We start from the raw sequence: 23,576 nt of genomic DNA on the forward strand, positions 1-23,576 counted from the left end.
TCATATGGGTACTACACTCACAGTCTCGGTCTTCGGACAGTCACATTCGCCCGCGATCGGCTGTGTGGTCGAGGGGCTTCCCTCGGGAATTTCGATCGATATGGATAAACTGCAGGCCTTCATGGCTCGCCGGGCTCCCGGACAGGGAACCTTCACGACGCCGCGCAAAGAGAAGGACATCCCCGAGATTGTCTCAGGGTTGAACCAGCACGGCACAACCTGTGGGGCACCGCTCGCGGCGATCATCAGAAACACCAACACCCGTTCGGTTGACTACAAGAACATCGCCTCGGTCCCCCGCCCCGGCCATGCGGATTTCCCCGCCTGGGTCAAGTGGGGTAAGGATCACGATATCGCGGGCGGCGGCCACTTCTCCGGCCGGCTGACCGCGCCACTCTGCCTTGCCGGGGGTATCGCTCTACAGGTATTGCAGCAGCACGGTGTGGAAATCGCCGCACACTTGAGCTCCGTAGGTCAGATCCACGACGAGCGGCTCTACACCTACAACAACTCCCCCAAGGGCCGAGAAAAGCTCAACCAGCAGATCGAGACGCTGCATGAGCATCCCTACACGTTGCCCACTCTCTCAGAGGTAGCCTCAAAGCACATGCTCGCTGCAATTGATGAGGCGAGGCGCAACATTGACTCCATCGGTGGCACCATCGAGTGCGCTGTGGCAGGCCTGCCTGCCGGCATCGGTTCCCCGATGTTCGATGGGATGGAGAACATCCTGGCGCGTGACCTCTTCGGAATCCCCGGTATGAAAGCTTTGGAATTCGGCCGCGGCTTCGATGTGGCCCGGCTCCACGGTTCTGAAGACAATGACACCTACGCGCTCGACGAGCAGGGTCAGGTCTATCCCACCACCAACAATGCGGGCGGGATCCTGGGCGGCATTACGACCGGCGCCGCACTGTCCTTTAGATTGGCTATGAAGCCGACCTCGAGCATCTCGCGGCCACAGCCATCGGTCAATCTTGCTACGATGGAGGGGACAACCCTTACAGTGCATGGCCGCCATGACCCGTGCATCGCCGTGCGCGCCGTCCCGGTCGTGGAGGCTGTAGCGGCCCTCGCGTCGCTGGACGCCTGGCTCTCCTTCCCTCCCCAAAACACTGCGCTCGATACACAAAAGTGAGGTACGCCGTGCGTGATCTTCCTGAAGTAAGAAAAGACCTCGACAGCATCGACTCTCAGATGATCGACCTATTTCTGCAGCGTATGAAGCTTGCAGATGAGGTCGCTGACTATAAGGCCAAGAACCATCTGCCCATTTTGGACAGAGAGCGTGAACGTGAGAAGCTCGCCCGCGTCGCAAACTCGGTCCCAATGGAATTCCGTAACTACGCGCAGGTCTTAGAGGGCCTTCTGATGGAAGCCGCACGCGCCAGGGAGTACAAAGACATCGGCACGATGTCCAATGTTGGCAGCCAAATCTACGAGGCTATCAAGCATGAGCCGAAGCTTTTCCCGCAGCGCGCCAATGTCGCGTGCCAGGGGGTTGAGGGTGCCTATTCGCAGATCGCCACTGACCGGATCTTCAAGCATCCGACAATCGCCTACTTTGACTCTTTCGAGGGGGTCTTCAGAGCCGTCGAAGAGGGTTTCTCCCAGTTCGGGGTCCTGCCAGTTGAGAACTCCACCGCCGGCACCGTCAACCAGGTGTATGACCTGATGATGGAGCATCACTTCTCGATCGTGCGCTCCACCCGCATCAAGATCGACCACAACGTGTTGGCCAAGCCGGGCACCGAGATGGACCAGATCAAGGATATCTACTCCCACGAGCAGGCGATAAGGCAGTGCCACCGCTTTTTGATCGAGCACCCCTACATCAAGGTACATGCGGTTGAGAATACGGCGATAGCGGCGAGAATGGTCGCGGAGAGCGACCGCGACGACGTGGCAGCGCTCTCGAGCCGTGCCTGCGCCGAACTCTACAACCTCAACATCCTGATGCACAGCGTGCAGGACACCGGGAACAACTTCACACGCTTCGCCTGCATCACCAAGGACCTCACGATCTATCCCGGTGCAGACAGAACCTCGCTGATGCTGATTGTCAACCATGAACCGGGCGCGCTGTACAAGGTACTGTCACGCTTCTATGCCCTCGATATCAACCTGGTGAAATTGGAGAGTCGACCGATCCCGGACCGCGACTTCGAGTTCATGTTCTACTTCGATATCGAATGCCCCGCTGAGGCCCCGGAGTTTGCCACCCTGATCAACTCCCTGGGCGATGTCTGCGAGGAGTTCCGCTATCTGGGGTCATACCGAGAAATCATTTAGGAGCACACACCTATGGATACATCCAGACACACCTTCGGCCTGATCGGCCATCCCTTGGGACACAGCTGGTCCCCGCTGATCCACAAACAGTTGGGGTCAACCCCCTATGACTTAATCGAGCTGGAACCAGACGAGGTAGAGCCTTTTCTGAAGGAGGGCGACTGGAAGGGGCTCAACGTCACGATCCCTTACAAGGAAAAGGCGGCACAGCTCGCAGATGTCACCACCGAGCGCGTCAAGCGCACCGGAGCGGCCAATACCTTGGTTAAAGACAAGAACGGGCGCATTGTTGCGGAGAACACCGACGTGCTCGGCTTTGAGTATCTACTGGAGCGCTTCTGCACACAGAAACTCTACGCCACCTCTACCAAACAGCTCCTTCAGCACCAGGACGTGTTGGTCTTAGGATCTGGCGGAGCGAGCAAGGCGGTCCAGGCGGCGCTAGAGGATCTAAATGTACACGTGAGTGTGATCTCCCGCAGAGGTGAGGACACCTATGCCACGATCACCCAAAAACATTCCCACGTCTCCCTGATCGTGAACACCACCCCCGTGGGTATGTATCCTAACTGCCCGAAAAGTCCGCTTGATCAGGAGACCCTCGCCGCGTTTCCGGAGCTATTCGGCGTGCTCGATGTGGTCTACAATCCCCGGCGCACCAAACTGTGCATGCTGGCAGAGTCGATACACCTACCCTCGGAGTCCGGCCTCGCGATGCTCATCGCCCAGGCCTTCCATTCAAGCACCCTCTTCCAGGACAAAGACCTCGACGATTCCCTGATTGAAACGATCGAGAATACGATCGTACGGGAAACCGAGAACCTGATCCTGATCGGGATGCCCGGTAGCGGGAAGACCTCAACCGGCAAGCACTTAGCGCACCTGCTGCACCGCCCTTTCCTCGATATGGACCAGGCGTTCACGATGGAGTTCGGGATCAGCCCTGCCACCTTTATCGAAACAAAGGGTGAAGCGAGCTTCAGAGAATTGGAGACGAGCCTGCTTGCCAAGAGCGCTTCACGCCCCGGCATGGTCATCTCCTGCGGCGGAGGTGTCGTTACCCGTCCGGAAAACTATGAGCTGCTCCACCAGAATGGCCGTATCATTATGCTCAACCGACCTCTGATCGGCCTTGAAACCGATGGGCGCCCCATCTCACAGCGTGACGGGATCGCCAAACTCGCCGAGACGCGCATGCCGCTCTATCGGGGTTGGGCTGACTTCGTGATCCGCACTACGGGCACGCCCAAGGGTGACGTAGAGGCGATTCTCTCGAGGCTTAAAAGCTCGGCGGATTAGCATTCTGAGTGCAACAGGATAGCCCGCTGGATGCAAGCGTGGCACACTCCGGAAGGCTACGATGTTGGTTGTCCAAGTCAACGTCGAAAGCTAAAAGGAATGTGCCACTACACACATCTTAGCCTACAGGAGAGGAACTGCATAGCCGAGCTGCATGGCACAAGGGAAGGCCAATTGCCTATATCGCGGCAGAGATCGGCAGGGACAGCTCCAGCGTCTGCCACAAGCTCAAGAGGAACGGCTGGCACGGCCGCTTTAAGGCATGTACTGCCCAAAAGGAGGGCGGATGAGCGCCGCAGGAGATGCAGGGCGAAAAGGCGGCTTTCAGACCCTGCGCTTACGCAGAAGGTGCGCTTACTCATCATGGACAGACACTGGTCCCTGGAGCAGATAGACTATATCTCAGGCTCGAGGGTGGCGGCAGGTGCGTCGTTGAGCCTGCCGACTATTCTTACCGGCAGGTCCGTAGCCGCCACGCTCGAGCTGCCGGGATCCGGCCCGCAAGGCCAGGTGCGGCGCCACCTGCGCAGGAAGGGGAAGCAGGTCTGCAGCAAGAGGCCTAAGACGAGGGGTAAGATCAGGATCTTACACAGCGTAAAGGAGAGGCCCAAGAGGCCGATGCGAGGTCTCGTCTCGGAGAGGGGGCAGACGACACGCTCGTGGCAGCGGACCCGTGTGCCTGCTCGTGCTTGCCGACAGGGCAGTGAGGCTGCTTGCCGCGAAGAGAGCCAGCACGTCAGCGGGAGCGTCTCCAAAGCCGAGGTCGGGCTGCTACAGGGACGTCCCCTCGAGACGCTCACCCCGGATAGGGGCAAGCAGTTCGCAGGGCATACAGGGCTCACAAAGGCCCTGGGAGGCGTGCAGTTCTACTTCTGCGACCCTCACCATCCCTGGCAGAAGCCGACAGTTAAGAACACCAACGGGCTCCTGCGGGAGTTCTTCCCCAAGGGCACAGACTTCAGCAAGGTCACAAACGAGGAGGTGCAGCATGCGGTAGAGCTGATCTGTGACAGGCCAAGGAAGGTCCTGAAATACAGGACAGCCAACGAGGTCTTTAGGGAGATGTTGCACTCAGCTTGACAATCTGCCCTCCAAATAAACGATCTCCTCACACAATCTACCATAGTACCTGCACAAACAGGTACCGAACTGTGCCGCTGGCACCGGAATAGCACCATTTGGGGTATCCGTTCGGCAAAGCGCCTGTTTCACCCATAGACTAGAGACATCATATACATATCGAGTTTATTGAATTTTGAATCTCATTGAAGGTTTCCCATGGATGAACAGAGAACAGCCGAGAAGGTACTCACAGCTGTAGGTGGAAGAAAGAACGTACTCGACAATATGATCTGCATGACGAGACTGAGGGTGACAGTGAATGACCCGGCGCTTGTGGACAGAAAAGCACTCAACAGCATCAACTCGGTCTTGGGCATCGCCCAGCGGGGTTCCAACAGCATCGAAGTCGTCTTCGGCCCCAATGTGATCGACCGCATCTTCAAGAGCTTTACCGACCTCACCCATCTCTCACAGGACATGCAGGTAGAGAGGTCACAGCACCAATCCAAGAAGAGAAGCGAAACGCCCGAAAACAAGCGCTCCTATGATATACAGGTCAAAGCGAACACTGAGCGAGCCGCACAGTCCCCGGACAGCGCGAGCATGGATACCGACGATATCGAGCTCTTAGAGCACATGTTTCCCAATGCGCAGGCAAAGTCGCAGGCGGAGACAGGCAAACAGGGAACGGTCGCCCACATCCATGCCTCAAAGCTTGTAAATGCACCGGCAGTGGCTGCAGCTAAATCTGTCAAATCGACTTCAGAAGGCGAGCGTCTCCTTATTATCAACGGCCCCAACATCAACATGCTGGGTATCCGGGAACCCGACACCTACGGGACGGACACCTTTGCAGATCTGCTCGAGCTCTGCCAGCAGTCCGCTAAAGAAGCGGGCTTCAAAGACTGCCTCTGCTTCCAGTCAAACCATGAGGGGGATATTGTCGACCAAATCCAGGACGCTTACTACGTCTTTGATGGCCTGATCATTAACCCCGCTGCCTATACACATACCTCGATTGCGATTCTGGATGCCGTGAAGGCCATCAAGATCCCGACGATCGAAGTCCACATCTCCGATGTGCCGGAGCGCGAGAGCTTCCGACAGGTCTCCTATATCAGAGAGGCTGCCTTTGAGACAATTATGGGACAGGGTATCCAGGGGTACCGCAAGGCGATCTTCGATATGTGGAACCACCTGAAGGCACTCTAGTGCAGGGTGATCCTAAAACTGCTGAACTCCGTGACCAACGTATCGACTCGTACATCCTGCGGACCGATCGGGAGCGGATTGGAGCTTACCTGCATCGAGCGGGCAAGCCCTATTTTTTCACCCATATAGAAAGCCAAGTACTTATCGTAATAGCCCCCACCGTAACCGACGCGGTAGCCATCGCAGTCGAAGACAAGGCCCGGGACAATGCACACGGACCCCTTCTGCATTTTCTGGGTCACGATCTTTTTTGTATCGACGTCCGGCTCGAGGATACCCATATAGCTGGGATGGACGTCGGCGAGCGAATCGATCAGATAGAAGTTCATCTTGCCGCTGTGGCACTTCGGTACCGCGACCTGTTTACCCAGTTTGAGGGTCTTGGTGATGAATCCTTTTGTGTCAACCTCATTGCCGAAGGAGATGTAGCTCAGAACTAACGGCGCCGCCTGATATTCTTCAAGCTTCATGACACGCTCGCAGATCACCTGGTCGCACCGCTCGCGTTTAACCGATCCTATCGCCCGGCGCATAATAATGTAGTGCTGGCGAAGAGAGGTTTTATCTGCATCGGAGCCAGTTGAACTTGGCATGCATCGCTACCTTTCTCTTCGTTGCGGGACAAATATGGGCTGCGGTGACTTATTATCGCAGCCAAAATGAATAAATCGAAGTTAAACTCACACTTTTTTACCTGCTACTATAGTAACTTGTGAGTGCTGAGAAGATAGATATACACATTGTATCCGCAGATTTTATTAACGAGGAGTTATATATCATGCCGAATGAAGGAAGTCTAGACGCTGCAGGGAAGCGCTCTGAGCGTATAGCCGCCGATATCAAAGCGGGGAATGTCGATAACTATACCATGCTGACCGGAGACCGCCCGACCGGCAGGCTTCACCTCGGCCACTATTTCGGGACAATCCGTGAGCGCGTCCGCCTCCAGAATGCCGGTGTCAACACCAATATCGTGATCGCCGACTATCAGGTGATCACCGATCGTGACACCACTGAGCACATCCAGGACAACGTGTACAACATGGTGATCGACTATCTAGCCTGCGGGATCGAACCGGACAAGACGATGATCTTCACCCATTCGGCGGTACCGGCGGAAAACCAGCTCATGCTCCCCTTCCTCTCTCTCGTGTCTGAGGCAGAGCTCGAGCGCAACCCGACCGTTAAGGCCGAGCAGCAGGCTTCCGGCCACGCCTTGACCGGTCTGCTTCTGACCTACCCGGTCCACCAAGCCTGCGACATTCTGTTCTGCAAGGGCAACATTGTCCCGGTAGGCAGAGACCAGCTCCCCCATATCGAGACCACCGCTAAGATCGCCCGCCGCTTCAACGAACGCTTCCACTGCCACGTATTCCCCGAGGTTACAGGACTCCTCACCTCAACCCAGCTGCTTCCGGGTTTAGATGGCAGAAAGATGAGCAAGAGCTACGGCAACGCAATCGCCCTCAGCATGACCGCCAAGGAGACTGCAAAACTGATCAGAAAGTCAAAGACCGACTCCCAGCGCACGATCACCTACGACCCAATCAGCAGACCAGGCGTCTCCGCGCTGCTCACCACGGCAGGCATCTGCACCGGCCGTGACCCGAAGGATATCGCCACAGAGATCGGCGACGGCGGTGCCGGCCAACTCAAAAGGTATACGACCGAGGCTGTCAACAACTACTTCGCCCCGATCCGTGAGCGCCGCGCCAAGTACGAAAAGGACATGGACTACGTCAAGGATGTCCTGCACGAGGGCAACAAACGCGCCAACGAGATCGCTCAGAAGACCCTCTACGAGGTGCGAGAAGCAATGGGCATGGTGTATTAGGCACCAGCCATCGAGTGCGTACGCCACGGCACTGTGTTACCGCTCAGGCGGCGAGCACAGTGCCGCTCTGTATATCTCGACCGAGCCTTTGTGGAGATACCATCGTACTGTATACGATGCCTCAAAACGCCCGCTCTTTGCTCTGAGGCCGAACCAAACTCGGCACTGTATTCGACACAACCTCAACATGCTGCTCGACAACACTACCTTATAGAGAAACCGGCACAGTCAGAAGGCCGCACCGGTCAAGAAAACCACTTACTGCTGTAATGAACGAGGGTAAGAACTAGTCAGGGTCCTTGAGCGTCGCATACATCACAGCTTTGATCGTGTGCATACGGTTCTCAGCCTCGTCAAAGACCTTGGACTGCGGCCCCTCAAACACCTCGTTACTCACTTCGAGCTCCGGCAGGCCATACTTCTCGTAAACCTGCTCACTGATCGTCGTGTTACGATCATGGAAGCTCGGGAGACAGTGCATAAAGATCGCATCCGGTGCGGCTTTCTCCATCACCTGCTTGTTAACCTGATACGGCTTCATGGTCTTAATTCGCTTGGCCCAGAGTTCCTCCGGTTCCCCCATGGAAACCCAAATATCCGTATAGAGGACTGAGGCGTCCTTGGCACCTTCGTCTACATCCTCAGTGAAGGTGAGGTGCGCACCGGATTGCTTAGCAATCTCCTGGCAGGTCTTGATGAGCTCAGGCTTCGGCATGCTCTCCTTCGGCCCACAGGCGCAGAAATCGATACCGAGCTTGGCACAGACGACCATCAGGGAGTTTCCAACGTTGTTGCCGGCATCCCCCATAAAGGTCAGCTTTCTGCCGCTCAGATCCTCGCCGAAATTCTCCTGCATGGTCATAACGTCGGCAAGCATCTGGGTGGGATGGAACTCAGTCGTGAGGCCATTCCACACCGGCACTCCGGAGTACTTCGCTAAAGTCTCTACCCGATTCTGACCGAAGCCGCGGTATTCGATTCCATCAAACATACGGCCAAGCACCAGTGCGGTGTCCTTAAGGGACTCCTTGTCGCCGAGCTGTGAGGTACCTGGAGCCAGGTACGTCACGCCCATGCCGAGGTCATGGCCGCCGACCTCAAAGGAGCAGCGGGTTCTTGTCGAGGTCTTCTCAAAGATCAGGGCAATGTTCTTACCCTCAAGATAGCAGGTCGACTCCCCTGCTTTCTTTTTCTTCTTCAGGTCATGGGCGAGCGACAACAGATAGTAGATTTCTTCAGGAGTGAAATCGAGGAGCTTTAAGAAGCTCCTACCTGAGAGATTGACACTCATATAAGCCTCCAATAATTCATTGAGATGTGTATACGTCCTTGAACTCCCCTACCAACTGCAACGTCTGAAAGTGAAAGACTTCTCAGGGTGTCTTGTTAGCGAGGCATCTGGTGTGGTCTTAGGTTGGTAGCATTCGTATAGAGCTGTCTGACTTCAGATAAGGTGGTATCAGGAAAGCTTGTACACTTTGGGAGGTACTCTTAGATAGGGCCATAGCTGTCTTTCAACGCTCGCTTTTTGTCACAGGTGATAAGGCAGACAGAAGAGAAACTCAGCTTTCAGTGTCTGTGTGACATCGCTGTGCTTTCCCACAGCGCTACCTGCCTTCTCAGTCTTTGATCCCTAAATACTCATCTGCCTTATCGGGTCTGTCAGCGATATTGTGGGGAACTTGATACATACCGTGCCTCTCTTGTCTCACGGCGCCGCCTTCTGCAGTGGTGTCAAAGCTTGTCTGTAGTGACTATGCATGTTGTGCACAAGGTCAAGCTATCTTTAAGTGTGCGATCACTGATGGCTCTGTAGAGCGTGGTACAGGATATATTCTCGCCGTTGCACTAGCAATGAGAATTCGCCTCCCTAAGAATACAGTAGCGCAACTACGTTACCGATACATGACAGGGAGACTGTCGGGACTTATCACCATGATTTAGCAGGAGCCACACTGTCAACCAGTATGGCTCCTGCCTCACATCAACGTTTTAAATGGTTGATCGACCTACAGCGCATGTACATCACTTGGCGTGAAGTTCACCCATGCGTGGTCCCCCACATGGTAGATCTTGTGGTTCTTCGGGTTGTAGTCCTGCAGCTTCACTAGGGTATCGCCCACGCGTACCTGATAGTTTTGGTAGCTTCCCATGAAGCGTGAGAGCTCCACCGTGCAGCGCAGGATTCCCTCGTCTGCGAGCTTTGCTGACTCAGGGCGCAGCACCAACACAATCTTTTCTCCCACGGTGTGCCCACCAACATTCTCACAGTCAATCTCGTGGTTCTCGAAGCTTACGACGCCACCCTCTCCATCTTTCTTGCTGACGGTACCGCGCAGAAAGTTTGACTCACCGATAAAGTCCGCGACAAACTCATTGATCGGGCGGTAGTACACCTCATGGGGCTCACCGATCTGCTGGATCTCACCTCTCTTCATAATGATGATGCGATCTGACAGCGCCATAGCCTCTGACTGGTCGTGGGTCACATAGATGGCCGTGATCCCCGCCTGCTGCTGTATCTTACGGATCTCGTTTCTCATGTCCACACGCAGCTTAGCGTCCAGGTTGGAAAGCGGCTCATCGAACAACAAGACGCTGGGCTCAAGGACCAGTGCACGCGCCAGCGCAACACGCTGCTGCTGACCACCGGAGAGCTGGTTGGTCATACGGTCTTCCATACCCTCCAAGCCGACCATCGCAAGGATGTCTCTGACCTTCTTTTTGATCACGTCTTTGGGAAGCTTTCTGATCTTCAAACCATAGGCCACGTTGTCGAAGATGTTGTAGTGCGGCAACAAGGCATAGCTCTGGAACACCATCGCTGTATCGCGCTTGTTCGGCGTCAACTCGTTGATCGGCTCGTCGCCTAGATAGATCTGTCCTTCGTTCGGGCTCTCGAAGCCCGCGATCATACGCAAGATCGTGGTCTTACCGCAGCCGGAAGGTCCGAGAAGCGTTACAAACTCGCCAGGGGAGATATCGACATTCGCATCGTGGACCGCATAGAACTCCTTTTTCGTTTTGGGGTCCTGATAGATCTTCGAGAGCTGCTCGAGGCGCACCCCTTTCTTTTCTTTGGCCATATCTACTCCTCCTCTTCGGCAGAGGCGATCTTAGCGCTGGTACCGAAATGTTTGATGATTGCGTTCATGATGAGCACTGAACCGTACGTGATAATGATCAGGATCGTTGCAAAGGCGCACGCGATACCGTAAGCGCCCTTCTCTGCGTACTCGTTGATCTGTACCGTGATCATCAGCGTCTGCGGCGTAACTAGCAGGATGACTGCGGAGATTGCCGTGATGGAGCGGACGAAGGCGGTGACGAGTCCTGAGAGGAAAGAATCTTTGATCAGGGGCAGCGTCACGGTCATGAAGACGTGGAAGCTGTTGGCGCCCATATCGTAGGCTGACTCCTCAATGGGCGGGTCAATCTGGCGCAACGCGGAGATGCCTGAACGCGTACCGGTCGGCAGTGAGCGGACGATGAAGACAATGACCAAAATCGCAGAGGTTCCGTAGAGCCCCTGCAGAAATCCAGTGTGAAACACACCGCTTGAGAAACCACGGATGTAGCCGACGCCCAAAACAGTGCCAGGCACTGCCATAGCGAGCATAGAAACGGTCTCGATAAAGCCACGACCGTGGAAGCGCCTCTTTACAACCAGATAGGAGATGATCATGGAGAGGATTGCAGTGATAGGAGCCGCAATGAGTGAGAGTGAGAAGGAGTCCCAGAACGCTTTCGCACCATGATGCAATGTGAACACTTGCTCGAACCACTTAAAGGTCAGTGAGTAGTCATAGCCCCACGTCTTGAACAGAGCGCCGAAGACAACGCAGACATACATGACTACAACAAAGACTGCGATGACGCCGCAGAGCAGGGAGAGCGGGATACGCACGGAATTGTCGGTGATCAGCATACGCTGGCGGGAAGCTTTGCCCGTAAGGGTAGCGGCGCTCTTCCGCTCCAAGACGTACTTCTGAATGATGAACATGACCATCGTGATGGAGAGCAAGACGACAGACATTGCGGAGGCGCCTTGTTTATCGTAGGCTCCGGTGATCTGCAAGTAAATCGAGGTTGCAAGCGTATCGTAGGAACCACCGATGATCATAGGGTTCGCAAAATCTGCGATGGATTCGATGAACGAGACCAGGAACGCATTGCCGATGCCTGGAAGGATCAGTGGCAGGGTTACGGTCGTGAAGACGTGCCACCGGGTAGCTCCCATATCGCGGGCCGCCTCTTCCAGTGAAGGGTCGATGTTCTTAAGCAGTCCCCTGAACATCATGTAGCAGACCGGAAAGAACGTCAGGATCTGAACAAGAGCGATGCCGCTAAATCCATAGACGTCGTTGTCGTAGATCCCCAGAAGTCCTCGTGTAATTATTCCGGACTTACCGAAGAGCAAGATCACAGACAGGGACAACACGAAGGGTGGTGACACCACCGGAAGCATTGAGACGAGGCTATAGAGCCACTTCATAAATCGTGACTCCAGGTTGACATACACTTCCACATACGCGAAAAGCAAGCCGATTAGCGCGGCAAACACACCGACGAATAAACCAAGTGACAATGTGTTCGTAATGGCCGTCTCAAAGGAGGGCATTGCCAGAACACGTTGAAAGACTGAAAGGGATATCCCATCATCAGTTACGATACTGTCGACCAGCAGTATTGCCAAAGGATACAGAATAAAGAGCGTTAAGAAAGCAATCAGCACAATGATGGTAGTGACGAGGATGGGGTCACCCATCATCTTCTTGCGGTCAAGCTCAGCACTTTGGCTTGTTGCCATGAATCCCCCTCTCAACAGGCAACATACAGAAATGTGTCCCCCGCATTCCATCGAGGGACACATCTACAAAATGAGACTAATTGGAATCATCAGTCTTGAAACGGCTGTCGCCGCCGCCCAGGGCATTCATAATGTCGGCGACATACTGCTCAGTATTGTTCTTAGCGTCCTCGAAGTCATAGTCCATTACATTGTTGGGATCGAGGCCATACTGATCCACGACGGAAGGCTGCTTCGCGTCGTCGATAACGAGGAACTGGTACGCGCCAACCTCTTGAGCGCGCTCGACACACTGTGGTGACAGGGCGTACTCAATCCAAAGCTTTGCGGCATTCTGATGCTGTGCACCATTGAAGATTGCGGTTGAGCCGATCTCATAGGATGCACCTGAGGAAGGAATCACGAGACCGATGTTTTCATAGCCGTTGTCGACGATTTGATAGATTGCGTCATGCAGAAAGCCAATGCCGACCGTGCATTCGCCGGTGCCAACGTTCTTAGAGGGGCCAGAGCCGCTCTTCGTATAGACCTGAACGTTCTTGTCCAGATCCACGAGGTACTGGATGCCCTGATCATGTCCATATTTCTGGATAACCGTGTTGAGGACAAGCTTTGCGGTACCTGCAGTGTTGTAGTTGGAGGTCCAGATCATACCCTTATACTTTGGATCAATCAGATCTGGCCAATCCTGCGGTGGATCAATATTCTGACGGTCAAGCTCATCCCTGTTGTAGAAGAAACCGAGGATGCCCTTATAGATGCCGTACCAATTGCCATCGGCATCCCTAAACGTACCCGAGATAAGGTGTGAGGCATTGTGTGCTTCGTACGGCTGCAAAAGTCCCTTCTTGGCTGCGACGTTGTAAGGATCTGTCGTTCCGCCGAACCACACATCTGCGGAGGGGTGACCGTTTTCCTCTTCGATCTTTGACTCTACCTCACCGGTCGAGAGGCGCTGATATGAAGTGTCAATGCCAAAGAGATCCTGGAAATGCTGGGCACATGCAGCAACATGCTGTTCTTCGCAAGACCCGTAGATAACTAACTGGCCATCCTGCTTAGCCGCATCGATCATATCTTGATCTGCAATACGGGACAGGTCGTCAGAGCCTGCGCTTGAGCTTGTGTCGGTATTGTTGCCCCCGGAATCAGAGCCCTGGGAGCACGCGGCGAGGCCGAGCGTTGTGAGTGCTGCAGCTGAAGTTCCGAGAAAATCTCTACGAGATAAGTTTCTCATGGTGACCCTCCATTTCAATCATGCATACGTTTTATGAACTGTTAATCATCCAGAAAAGATCCTGTATATCATTTCTTAGTTTCGCATAGAACTTGCTCATATACACCGATGCACCGCCTGATTGGTGTGGTAAAGTTCTTCAGCGGAAAATCAACTCGACACCTCATCTCTACAGCAGGCACTATCTTAAAAATGACATATACTTTACTGTGATTCATTCATTTACCTGCTCTGTACACAGCTAGTATCCTCAGCAATCTGCAAGAACCTGTCTACCTTTCAGCTGATCATCAGATGTATTTCTCCACGTAAATCAGGTCGCTATTTGTATGGTTGAATTAACAATACAGATGTCGACTGATACATCTGGCTCATGCGCTTGAGGAATACAGAAAAATGACTGAGGACCCCCAGCATAACAGCAGGGATTCCTGTCGCCTCCAAACCGTACAATGAGGATGCAAGGTTGATGTATCCGAGAGGGCAAAGAAAGAGATGGTAAAGGGGCATGCAGGCGCTCTGAGCAGGCGCGAATGCGAGAGCAAAGAGACATTGATGGGCCTTCTGGAGAGGTTCTCAGACGAGGAGTCGTGCGAGGGGAGGCTCTTCGAGGAAGAAGGTCTCCGGCGGCTTTGTCTGCCCGGTGTGCGCCAATACGTCCTGCTCGAAGGTCTGAGGCCGCGCGCACAAGTGGCAGTGCACGAAGTGCTTACACTAAGTTCAGCGTGAGCGCAGGGACTATTGATGGAGGGGACCCATCTCGAGCTCAGGAAGTGGTTCGTAGGCGATATGGCTTATGTCCACCCAGAAGGCAAGGATCAGCGCCTGCGCCCTGCAGAAGGCAGATAGGCTGCAGCTTAAAGACGGCAGGGCGGGTCCTTTTAAGGATATACTCGCCTGGGCCAGATCGCAGTGCGTTCAGTGTCCTTGCAGCTGACACACACGAGGTGGACGACTTCTATATCGGCGCCAAGGCGGCAGGCAAAAGCGGGCGCGGCACAAAGCAGCAGCCGATGCTTACAGCGGCAGGCAGGGCTGCTGCCCCCTGCGCTGCGCAAAGGGGTGCTCGAAAGATTGCTGGCGCCAGGTGGGGCATGACCAGCTCTGCCATACATCGAAGATAAGGGCGGATGGCTGGAGCGGCAAAGCTTGCCGGCCTCTCCTCGTTTTGCGGGCTCGTCTAAAGAAAGTACGACAGAGCGGACGGGGATGCATCCCTTCCCATGGTCCACAGGGTGATATCCACCTTCAAGGCCTACGTTGAGGGCACCTTCCATGGCCTTTCCAAGGCCCACATGCACTCCTTGCGGACTCACTCAGCTAAAGATACAGCCACAGGGATGTAAGGGATGGCTGCATGGAGCTGCTGCACGAGATGTGCCTCATCCATGTCTTGCTCTTCGGCATCGCAGCCACCGCGACGGTCCCGCCGAAGATGCCTTCGATCTTGCCTTAAGCCGCTTACAGTTCAGGGAGCCTAACTATGTTGGAGGTACTCAGCCATTATACAGAAATACTTGTGAGGTAGCTTTCATGCACAAACCTGTAACACATGTATTCAGCGGCAACCCTCTAAAAAGACGATCTACCTGACATATTTCACTATCACGTCTGCCAAGCTCTCCAAAAAGCAATACACTACAAAGGTTGCTAGAAAACTCATTTCTCTTTTTATTTTATATTGAATTTAATCCCATTCCGGAAAGGAATATGTATTTATGTCTCCTGCAGAACTCTATATGGAAACTATGCACATACGTCGTCTCAGCTACGGTCCTGACGCAATCGCTCAGGATCAGGAAGGCAAAACAGTCTTTGTGAACGGGGGTGTTCCGGGAGATACTGCTGAGGTAGCAATCACCGATGTGGAGAAGCGCTACTCAAAAGGGCATATCGTAAACATTGTCCAACCCTCAGCTGCCCGCGTTGAGGCGCCCTGCCCCTTTGTCGATGTCTGTGGAGGTTGCCCCTGGGGCCATATCGTCTACCCCATTCAGCGAGCACAGAAACGCACACAGGTTATCGACTCCCTCGTACGCATTGCTCACATGAATGAAGACCGGGCAGGGGCACTCGTGCAGCCATGCTTGACACCGAGCGATTCCTGGGGCTACCGCAATAAGGTTGAGTTGGGGTATCGTGTAGAAAACGGCAAGGTCACCATCGGAATGCATGCGCGCGGTAACAACAAGTTGATCAAAGTGGATACGTGCCCGCTCATGGCAAAAGAGGCTGCAAAGTTTGTGAAGTCAGTAACCGGAGCCCTGTCCTATGCTTCACACGGAGATCCGCTGAACCTGTATCGCATCGGGATCCGTACCTCTGAGCGTACACATTCCGTCGAGGTTGCCCTGTGGGGATCCCCCTCTTCCTTCCCGCGTGCCCGTGTCGGTAAGATTCTCTCCGAGGCAGGACCGATCACCTCAGTGGTGCGTGTCATGACCAAAGGTACCGCAAAGGCCCGCAAGATAGCCGGTGTCGAGCGTCTTGCTGGTGATGGATACTGGAGTGAGCGTCTCGGTGACAACACCATGTATATCAGCGCCCCCTCTTTCTTCCAAGTTAATACCAAGGGCGCGGAGACCCTCATTCAAACCGTCCTGCACTATCTAAAGCCGCGGCCGAACGATGTGGCAATGGACCTCTACTGTGGTGTCGGAACGTTCACCATTCCTCTCGCCCAGAAAGTCTCCTACGTCTATGCAGTCGAAGCCTACGGCCCGGCGGTTAGGGATCTCAGACGCAACCTCAAGCTGCATCACGTCGACAACGTTGATCCGCAGGGCGGCGACACAGGCCGTGAGTTCCCCCAAGAGGATGCTGATATTATCGTCGTCGATCCCCCGCGCGCAGGACTGACGGAAGACGTCGTATGCCAGCTCTCAGGGCAGCCTGCCCGTGCAATCGTCTATGTCTCCTGTGATCCGACGACCTTAGCAAGGGACCTGGCTTGGTTCAAAGAGCAGGGCACCTTCTATGCAGCACAGATCCAACCGATCGATCTGTTCCCCCAGAGCTACCACGTGGAAAGCGTCTGCCTTCTGCTGAGAGGTCAGGAGTAGCCTGCAAAGGAAACCTATACACAAACGAGTTCCCAGAGTTGAAGAAGGAGGTGCATCCATGATCCCGGAGGGCACCCCAAAGGATGGGGTGTGGCATACTCACAGGAATCTATCGAAAGGGTTCTAGACTACATACGCGATGGTGCGCCAGCAAAGGACGAGCCGCCTGATTCGGTGTGTGTGGCTCTACCCTCTATGGTTGGATGTGCAGACAGACACCAAATCTTATGCCATATGATCACTCTGTCCATACAAGATACCCTCAACATATGGGATGGGAGACCCTTTAAGCTGTGCTTTGGCAAGAGGCACATGCTACACGCAAATATGGTATCGGTGAAACTACCATATATGGTTGAAGAAAACGATATCTGGCAGAAGAGCCGATGGATGCCGCAGATCCTGATGCTAGGGAAACGCTGATTACTGCCCTATGATGTGCCAGAGGGGACCGACCACACGGTCTTTCTAGGCCGGAATGTAGGAAAAGCAGGAAAGGATGCTCATCCAGCACGTGCAGGAGCCGCTATCCTTACATCCATCCTGCCCCATGCACCGCAAGAAGGCTCCAAGACGGATCAAGCGACGCTGGGAGCTGGGAGGTGCAGCCTGCCGGCAAAAGATGCACATGGATAAGGTTTGCAAGGGCGAGAGAGACTCGAGTATACAGGAGATCTTCTCTATCCCCCTGTAGCGCTTCCTTAAGGGGTCGAAGCGGCGCTTCACGATAAGGAAGGGATGCTCTACCTTTGAGTGGCCAGATGCCTTCCTGGACTCGATGCTTTTTTCGGCTGAAAGCGCACAGGCAAGGCCTTCTCTAGTCGAAGGCTTCCTTGCAACGCTTTAGCGCACAGATGAGAGGCGTGGGTCTTTATGCGTCCTTAAGGGCGCTTCGCTATACCTATATAGCCTAAAGTCTGCGCAGCAGAACCTGTCATCTTCCCTTACGAGTGCATGTGCCTGGGATATGTCGGATACATTCTAGGCGATCGTCTCCACACCATGCACAAGGCCACCTCCGCCGTCCACGCCGATATGCGCCTTGTATCCGATACGCCAGGCTCCCCCTCGTATTATTAAGTGGTAGCTTTCCTTTACCTGTTCCTGGTAAACGGCTACATTGTCATCAGATGCTGTGGAGTGGTCTTGCTCCCCTACCGCTCGACGGTTTTAGAGGGGCTCCAGCCACAGCCTCTTTACTGCATTGTTGATCAGTTAGATACCGCATGACGGTTTATGTAGAACGAGGATACGATTGGCAGAGAGCCCTGTGGTCTGACGACAGCATCAGAACAATCAACCGCTTCTTTGATCTTAAAGATGATCTACGTTGGAATCGATGTCGCCAAGGACAAGCACGACTGCTGCATTCTTGGTCCGGACGCTGAAGAACTGTTCCCGGTCTTTACCATCCGGAACAATCGTGAAGGCTATGATGAGCTGTTCAGAAGAATCGAGACGGCCTCAAAAGACCTGTCCCAGATAAAAGTAGGGCTCGAGGCTACCGGCTACTATTCCTACAACATCTTGGGCTCGCTTCTTGATCGAGGCTACCATACCTTTGTAATCAACCCACTTCACACAAATCTTTACAGAAAAGGTCAGCGCCTTAGAAAGACGAAAACGGATAAAGTCGATGCCCGCTCCATTGCCGAAATGCTTGTGACTGATAAGACCCTCAGGCCCTACACGGATACATCTTACCCCAGCGAAGAGCTGAAGTCATTGACCAGATACCGCTTTGATCTCATCCAGAGGAGAGCGACGCTGAAGACATCCATCACCAGGCTGGTGAACATCGTATTCCCCAAACTGGAAGGCCTCGTCCCAACGCTTCACATGAACACCGTCTAGCGCCTGCTTGAAGAAATGCCCGGTGCGTCATGTGTTGCCAATGCCAACCTCACACATCTGAAGTCCCTGCTCTGTGATGCCTCCCGTGGCCGGTATGGCCGAGAGAAGGCGATCGAGATCCGGAATGCGGCCAGATCCTCTGTCGGATCAGAGATGTCTGTAAGATCCATAGAACTCAAGCAGACGATCCGCCAGATCGATGCCCTGACTGCCGACATCGAAAAAGTAGAAGCTTCCATTCGAAAGATTATGGACAAGAGCAGCTCTTCGATCATGACGATTCCCGGCATCAACTACCGGATGGGAGCCATGATCCTGGCCAAGATTGGCGATTTCAACCGCTTTGACAATGCGGACCAGATCCTTGCCTATGCAGGCATGTCGCCATCTACCTACCAGTCCGGGCAGTTGACATCCACCTATGCCCATATGGAGAAACGAGGCTCCAAATACCTCCGCTTCGCCCTCTTCAACGCCGCTATATACGTCTCCAAGTGGGACGAGCGGTTTGGCCTGTATCTGGCTAGAAAGCGTGCTGAAGACAAGCACTTCTATGTCGCCCTGTCGCACGTGGCAAAGAAGCTAGTCAGAACCATCTACCGGATGGAGCTGACCCATAGCGAATACCAGGCAGCGTAAATCTTACAACCCATAGCCTTTTCTTAGAGCCCTATTCCTGAGACTCTGTTCGTCATGCAGTTTTCAAGGTACTGATCTATCTAAAACACGTCTCCGTGTTTTATTCGAAAAATCGTAATTTCATGATTGACTTTTAATAGTTAGTCTTTCTTGGACTGGTGCGCTTTAAGGGTTACGCGCATGGTCTTGGTTCTTTGTTAAGCTTTAAGGCCCAGGTGAAGGTCACATCCACCATGGAGCCGCCTCGCCCCGTGATCCCTGCCTTTTCGAGCTCTAAGTTCAGGTCGTGAAGCATAGCTTTGCCGAACTCCTTTCGCTTTAAGGCTATGGCGCATCTTCGCAAGTGTCGTAGCATCTGGCACCTGCGCCTGCATGAGGTCTATGTGCACAGAAGCGCTACCAGGAGTGGCAATCCAGGATAGCATCCTTAGGTTCCCTCGTCTTAAGAGAGCAAACATTACCTAAAGCAGGATACATCCTAAAGCATCGTCTTTGCAGCGCGCACATGCCTGACAAGAGCCTGTCAGTGGTAGCTGGTATCTACCAGTGCAATCCAGCTGTCCCACACAACGATTGTATCCATCCGCTCCAGGAATGCCTCTCGCCGGGTCTTTCTCCTAAGACCTTAGGATTTAAGGTCCTAAAAGCTCATCTATCTGTCCATATCTGTCTTTTGGATATGCTGGAATACGTTGCTGTAATTATAACATATCCGCAGGCAGATAGGCATCTATGTGGGTATGGGCACTGCGTGGTTCGAGACATTTTAAGCCGATGGCATACAGCGTGTGGCCCCAGCTACCTCATCGAGCCGAATTAATCATCGTCTCCCTAGATTGTTAGATCTGCAAGTTAGCTAACAATTGACATTCTCGTAAACTGAAGTTTACGAGAATGTCAATATCTCATATAGAGAGGACGGGGTTAATTCCTTGCAGATACATTTTACAGATGTAAGAGCAGTTAAGTCTATTTTGCGAACTGTTTGATTGAGGCTGCAATGCCCTCACCGTCGAGCTGGTATTTGTGCAAGAGCTCTACAGCAGGGCCGGATTCACCAAAGGTGTCTTGCATGCCGAGCTTCTTAACCGGTGTGGGCATAGTCTCAGAGAGTACGTCACACACAGCAGAACCCAGACCACCGATTACAGAGTGCTCCTCGACCGTGACGACATGCCCCGTCTTCTTAGCAGAGGCAAGAAGAGTATCCTTATCCAGTGGTTTGGTGGTTGCCATGTTGATAACCTCACAGCTGATTCCTTCATTCTCAAGCTGTTTGGCTGCTTGCAAAGCGGAGGTAACCATCAAACCGGTAGCTACGACAGTAATGTCGGTGCCTTGTTTCTCTACTGTGGCTTTACCAATCTGGAAATGGTAGTCATCACTGTGGACGGCAGGGACTGCCAAACGGCCAAGCCTTAAATAGACTGGGCCTTCTGCGTTGTAAGCGGCCTCTACTGCCTGCTTAGTCTCTCTGTCATCCGAGGGGCAAATCACAGTCATACCCGGGATCACACGCATAAGGGCAATGTCCTCGTTGCACTGATGGGATGCTCCGTCCTCCCCGACCGAGATGCCCGCGTGGGTGGCGCCGATCACTACGTGCAGATGGGGATAGCCGATCGAGTTTCTTATCTGATCAAAGGCTCTTCCTGCTGCAAACATAGCAAAGGAGCTTGCAAAGACCTTGTGCCCGGTAGTTGCGATACCGGCGGCAACACCCATAAGGTTTTGTTCTGCGACGCCCACATCTAAGAAGCGCTCGGGGAACTCCGCCTTGAACAGGCCAGTCTTGGTGGCAGAGGCTAGGTCTGCATCCATAACTATAAAGTCATCGTGTTTGTGTCCCAGCTCCACCAGTGCCTCGCCGTAGCTTTGACGGGTGGCTTTCTCCAATGTTTCTGCCATGTTCCTTAAGCCTCCTTTTCAAGCTCAGCCATGGCCTGTGCATACTGCTCATCGTTTGGAGCCTTGCCATGCCAGCCTACTTTGTTCTCCATAAACGAGACACCTTTACCTTTGATCGTGTGGGCCACGATGCAGGTAGGAGCTCCCTTTGTAGCTCTGGCTTCCTTGAAGGCGGCTCTCAGCTGATCGAAGTCATTACCGTTGGTTACTTCCACTACATGGAAGTTGAAGGCTTTGAACTTGTCAGTGATAGGTTGTGCGGAGTTCACCTCACCGATCGTACCGTCAATCTGCAGGTTGTTGTTGTCCACAATCACGCAGAGGTTGTCAAGCTTGTGGTTGCCGGCAAGCATTGCTGCCTCCCAGACTTCACCTTCCTCAAGCTCACCGTCACCCAACAATACATAGACTCTGTAGGTATCTCCCCAGTGTTTGGCGGCATATGCCATACCCACTGCGGCAGAAATACCTTGTCCTAAGGAACCTGTGGATATATCCACACCCGGGGTCTCGCTCATATTGGGGTGACCTTGCAGGAAAGAGCCGGTGTGTCTTAAGGTTGTAAGCTCTGACTTATCAAAGTAGCCACGCTCTGCCAACGCCGCATACAGTCCCGGCGCGCAGTGTCCCTTTGAGAGCACGAAGCGATCACGATCCGGCTTGCGTGGGTTTTTAGGATCGATGTTTTGGAGTTCTTCGAAATACAGGAAGGCAAAGATATCAGCGGCTGAAAGCGAGCCACCGGGGTGCCCGGACTTGGCTGCGTGGGTGCCTTCAATGATGCCCTCACGGATATCGCATGCTACCTTTCTTAACTCAGTATCTTCCATAGCTGTCCTTTCAGGAAAGGGATTTTTGAGATAGAAAGGGGCATGCAGCAGGTAATATACATTGTCCTGGCACATGCCCCTAAAGGGGGACTTACTTAGTGTTGCCCGTGACCTTTGCCCAGTCAGCTGCGAAAAGCTTAAGGCCACGCTCGGTCAGCGGATGATACACACAGTTCTTTAGTGCCTTGAAAGGAACCGTTGCGATGTCTGCACCTATGAGTGCTGCCTGCGTTACGTGGTACGGGGTACGAACAGATGCGGTGATGATCTCAGGTCCGCCTTCCTCATCCCAGTAGCCATATTTGTAGTTGTGGACAGCCGTGATGATCTCACGCAGGTGATTTAGACCATTGTCTCCAGTATCATCGAAGCGGCCAACAAATGGTGAGATGTAACGTGCTCCTGCGCGTGCTCCAAGCAGTGCTTGTGGCACTGAGAAGACAAGAGTCATATTGACCTTGATACCCTCTTGTACCAGATAATGGGTTGCAGGAAGAGAGGCCTCAGTGATCGGGAGCTTGACCACGATGTTGTCTGCAAGTGAGGCTAAGCGCTCACCTTCCTTAATCATGCCCTCAGTGGTCTCAGCGGTGGCCTCAGCAGATACAGGCAGGCCCTTACAGATCTCGCAGATCTTCTTCATGTGGTCCTCAAAGCCTGCAAGTTTGCCGCCCGCCTTAGCGTATAGTGACGGATTGGTGGTAACACCAGCCAGACACCCCCAGCTTGCTGCCGTCTTGATCTCGTCTAAGTCTGCAGTATCGATAAAGAACTTCATGACAATTTCCTTTCTGGTTAATTTCATAGTTGTAGTTTCATAGTTGTAGCCTCAAGCCAACCGCATCCTTTTTACGGTTCGCTCTGCTACACATATGATTGCATCAGTTTGATAGTTACAGTCGCAGTACCTGCGTACTTAGGTGCTCAGATTCATAACAACGTGGTGCTGCTTCTAAAACGTGTTGGAACTTTACACCATTTCAATGACCAAATACTTGTTGGATGGCTGAGCGGCTAAAATAGCTTTACGGTGTTGAGACACTACGCGTTATCATCTCAAGGCATACAGCAACATCTTTTTTGGTTCCGGACCCAAAAAGCAAGTGTCTAAGGAAAACCGACCCGGCATACATTGAGACAGCTCAAGGCACCTTATTTCAAACGTTCTGCAAGTTTCTCTTCAAGCTCATTCTTGTCGAGAATGTTATTCAAAATAATCTTCTTCTCATCAGGAATGTCGCTGACAAAATCTTTCAGATCGCCGCCGACAACAAACAAATCTGCAGCATTTGGGTTGATATCAGAGATGGTAGTGTGATCAACCTCGATTTCCGAATGACCAAGCTTGTTTAAGATCTCTTCGGCGTTCATACGAACTATTAAGCTTGAGCCCAACCCGGAACCACAAGCGTACATGATCTTGCGAATAGCCATTGTATCCTCCTCATCCCTTCTCAGCCACATAGACCGAGAAACCGACTCTGCCTTGTTAGTGGCAGCTATAACCAAACAGTTCAGACACATCAATCACGGAACA

The 23,576-nt window shown here is 53.3% G+C and carries 19 protein-coding genes; 9 read left to right on the plus strand and 10 right to left on the minus strand.

Annotated features, from left to right (window positions below; all coding sequences use genetic code 11):
- The first annotated feature begins 4 nt into the window (after window positions 1–4).
- From aroC to J4859_RS09655, 5 genes are all read left to right on the plus strand, one after another.
- A complete protein-coding gene (aroC, locus tag J4859_RS09635) occupies window positions 5–1,138 on the plus strand; it encodes a chorismate synthase (protein WP_249113589.1) in 1,134 nt (377 codons plus the stop codon).
- Window positions 1,135–2,292 carry a bifunctional chorismate mutase/prephenate dehydratase gene (locus J4859_RS09640; protein ID WP_256436712.1) on the plus strand — a complete coding sequence of 386 codons (1,158 nt, stop codon included), beginning with the start codon at window positions 1,135–1,137 and terminating at the stop codon, window positions 2,290–2,292. The genes aroC and J4859_RS09640 overlap by 4 nt, the downstream gene beginning before the upstream one ends.
- Window positions 2,293–2,304: 12 nt before the next feature.
- Window positions 2,305–3,591 carry a shikimate kinase gene (locus J4859_RS09645; protein WP_212329418.1) on the plus strand — a complete coding sequence of 429 codons (1,287 nt, stop codon included), beginning with the start codon at window positions 2,305–2,307 and terminating at the stop codon, window positions 3,589–3,591.
- 363 nt (window positions 3,592–3,954) lie between these two features.
- Window positions 3,955–4,671, plus strand: a complete 717-nt coding sequence (locus J4859_RS09650) for an IS30 family transposase (RefSeq protein ID WP_212329420.1) — start codon at window positions 3,955–3,957, stop codon at window positions 4,669–4,671.
- Between the two features lie 198 nt (window positions 4,672–4,869).
- On the plus strand, window positions 4,870–5,865 hold the full coding sequence (locus J4859_RS09655; RefSeq protein WP_212329422.1) for a type II 3-dehydroquinate dehydratase: 996 nt from the start codon (window positions 4,870–4,872) through the stop codon (window positions 5,863–5,865).
- Here J4859_RS09655 and J4859_RS09660 read toward each other — a convergent pair.
- The gene (locus J4859_RS09660) at window positions 5,862–6,458 is read right to left on the minus strand and encodes a 5-formyltetrahydrofolate cyclo-ligase (RefSeq protein WP_212329423.1); all 597 of its coding nucleotides are present in this window, start codon (window positions 6,456–6,458) and stop codon (window positions 5,862–5,864) included. The two genes, J4859_RS09655 and J4859_RS09660, sit on opposite strands and share 4 nt — an antisense overlap.
- A 185-nt stretch (window positions 6,459–6,643) precedes the next feature.
- Here J4859_RS09660 and trpS point away from each other — a divergent pair, with 185 nt between their 5' ends.
- A complete protein-coding gene (gene trpS, locus J4859_RS09665) occupies window positions 6,644–7,699 on the plus strand; it encodes a tryptophan--tRNA ligase (protein ID WP_212329424.1) in 1,056 nt (351 codons plus the stop codon).
- 286 nt (window positions 7,700–7,985) lie between these two features.
- Here the strand turns inward: trpS and argF are convergent, their stop codons facing one another.
- From argF to J4859_RS09685, 4 genes are all read right to left on the minus strand, one after another.
- The gene (argF, locus tag J4859_RS09670) at window positions 7,986–8,990 is read right to left on the minus strand and encodes an ornithine carbamoyltransferase (protein WP_212329425.1); all 1,005 of its coding nucleotides are present in this window, start codon (window positions 8,988–8,990) and stop codon (window positions 7,986–7,988) included.
- A 718-nt stretch (window positions 8,991–9,708) separates the two neighbouring features.
- A complete protein-coding gene (locus J4859_RS09675) occupies window positions 9,709–10,785 on the minus strand; it encodes an ABC transporter ATP-binding protein (RefSeq protein WP_212329426.1) in 1,077 nt (358 codons plus the stop codon).
- Window positions 10,786–10,787: 2 nt separating this feature from the next.
- Window positions 10,788–12,509 (minus strand): iron ABC transporter permease, encoded by a 1,722-nt coding sequence (locus J4859_RS09680; RefSeq protein ID WP_212329427.1) that lies wholly within the window; start codon window positions 12,507–12,509, stop codon window positions 10,788–10,790.
- 76 nt (window positions 12,510–12,585) lie between these two features.
- Entirely contained in the window at window positions 12,586–13,746 is a 1,161-nt protein-coding gene (locus J4859_RS09685) for an extracellular solute-binding protein (RefSeq protein WP_212329428.1), read from the minus strand.
- Between the two features lie 1,739 nt (window positions 13,747–15,485).
- On the opposite strand from J4859_RS09685, the gene rlmD reads away from it, so the two are divergent.
- From rlmD to J4859_RS09700, 3 genes are all read left to right on the plus strand, one after another.
- Complete coding sequence (gene rlmD / locus J4859_RS09690; RefSeq protein WP_249113590.1) at window positions 15,486–16,808, plus strand: 23S rRNA (uracil(1939)-C(5))-methyltransferase RlmD; 1,323 nt, start codon at window positions 15,486–15,488, stop codon at window positions 16,806–16,808.
- 1,320 nt (window positions 16,809–18,128) lie between these two features.
- Entirely contained in the window at window positions 18,129–18,662 is a 534-nt protein-coding gene (locus J4859_RS09695; RefSeq protein WP_212329431.1) for a transposase, read from the plus strand.
- 15 nt (window positions 18,663–18,677) lie between these two features.
- The gene (locus J4859_RS09700; RefSeq protein WP_212329433.1) at window positions 18,678–19,301 is read left to right on the plus strand and encodes a transposase; all 624 of its coding nucleotides are present in this window, start codon (window positions 18,678–18,680) and stop codon (window positions 19,299–19,301) included.
- Window positions 19,302–19,473: 172 nt separating this feature from the next.
- Here J4859_RS09700 and J4859_RS16975 read toward each other — a convergent pair whose 3' ends face one another.
- The 5 genes from J4859_RS16975 to J4859_RS09720 all read right to left on the minus strand — a co-directional run bounded on the left by J4859_RS16975 (window position 19,474) and on the right by J4859_RS09720 (window position 23,473).
- Window positions 19,474–19,596: a hypothetical protein gene (locus J4859_RS16975; protein ID WP_256436713.1), complete on the minus strand. Its 123-nt coding sequence runs from the start codon at window positions 19,594–19,596 to the stop codon at window positions 19,474–19,476.
- 674 nt (window positions 19,597–20,270) lie between these two features.
- The gene (locus tag J4859_RS09705) at window positions 20,271–21,209 is read right to left on the minus strand and encodes a transketolase family protein (RefSeq protein ID WP_212329435.1); all 939 of its coding nucleotides are present in this window, start codon (window positions 21,207–21,209) and stop codon (window positions 20,271–20,273) included.
- 5 nt (window positions 21,210–21,214) lie between these two features.
- Window positions 21,215–22,039, minus strand: coding sequence for a transketolase (locus tag J4859_RS09710; RefSeq protein ID WP_212329436.1), 825 nt, complete (start codon window positions 22,037–22,039; stop codon window positions 21,215–21,217).
- Between the two features lie 91 nt (window positions 22,040–22,130).
- Complete coding sequence (locus tag J4859_RS09715; RefSeq protein WP_212329437.1) at window positions 22,131–22,817, minus strand: transaldolase family protein; 687 nt, start codon at window positions 22,815–22,817, stop codon at window positions 22,131–22,133.
- A 374-nt stretch (window positions 22,818–23,191) separates the two neighbouring features.
- Window positions 23,192–23,473, minus strand: coding sequence for a PTS sugar transporter subunit IIB (locus tag J4859_RS09720; protein ID WP_212329438.1), 282 nt, complete (start codon window positions 23,471–23,473; stop codon window positions 23,192–23,194).
- Window positions 23,474–23,576 lie beyond the last annotated feature (103 nt).

Origin of the sequence: Atopobium sp. oral taxon 416 (genome assembly GCF_018128285.1) — a bacterium.
GTDB lineage: Bacteria > Actinomycetota > Coriobacteriia > Coriobacteriales > Atopobiaceae > Olsenella_L.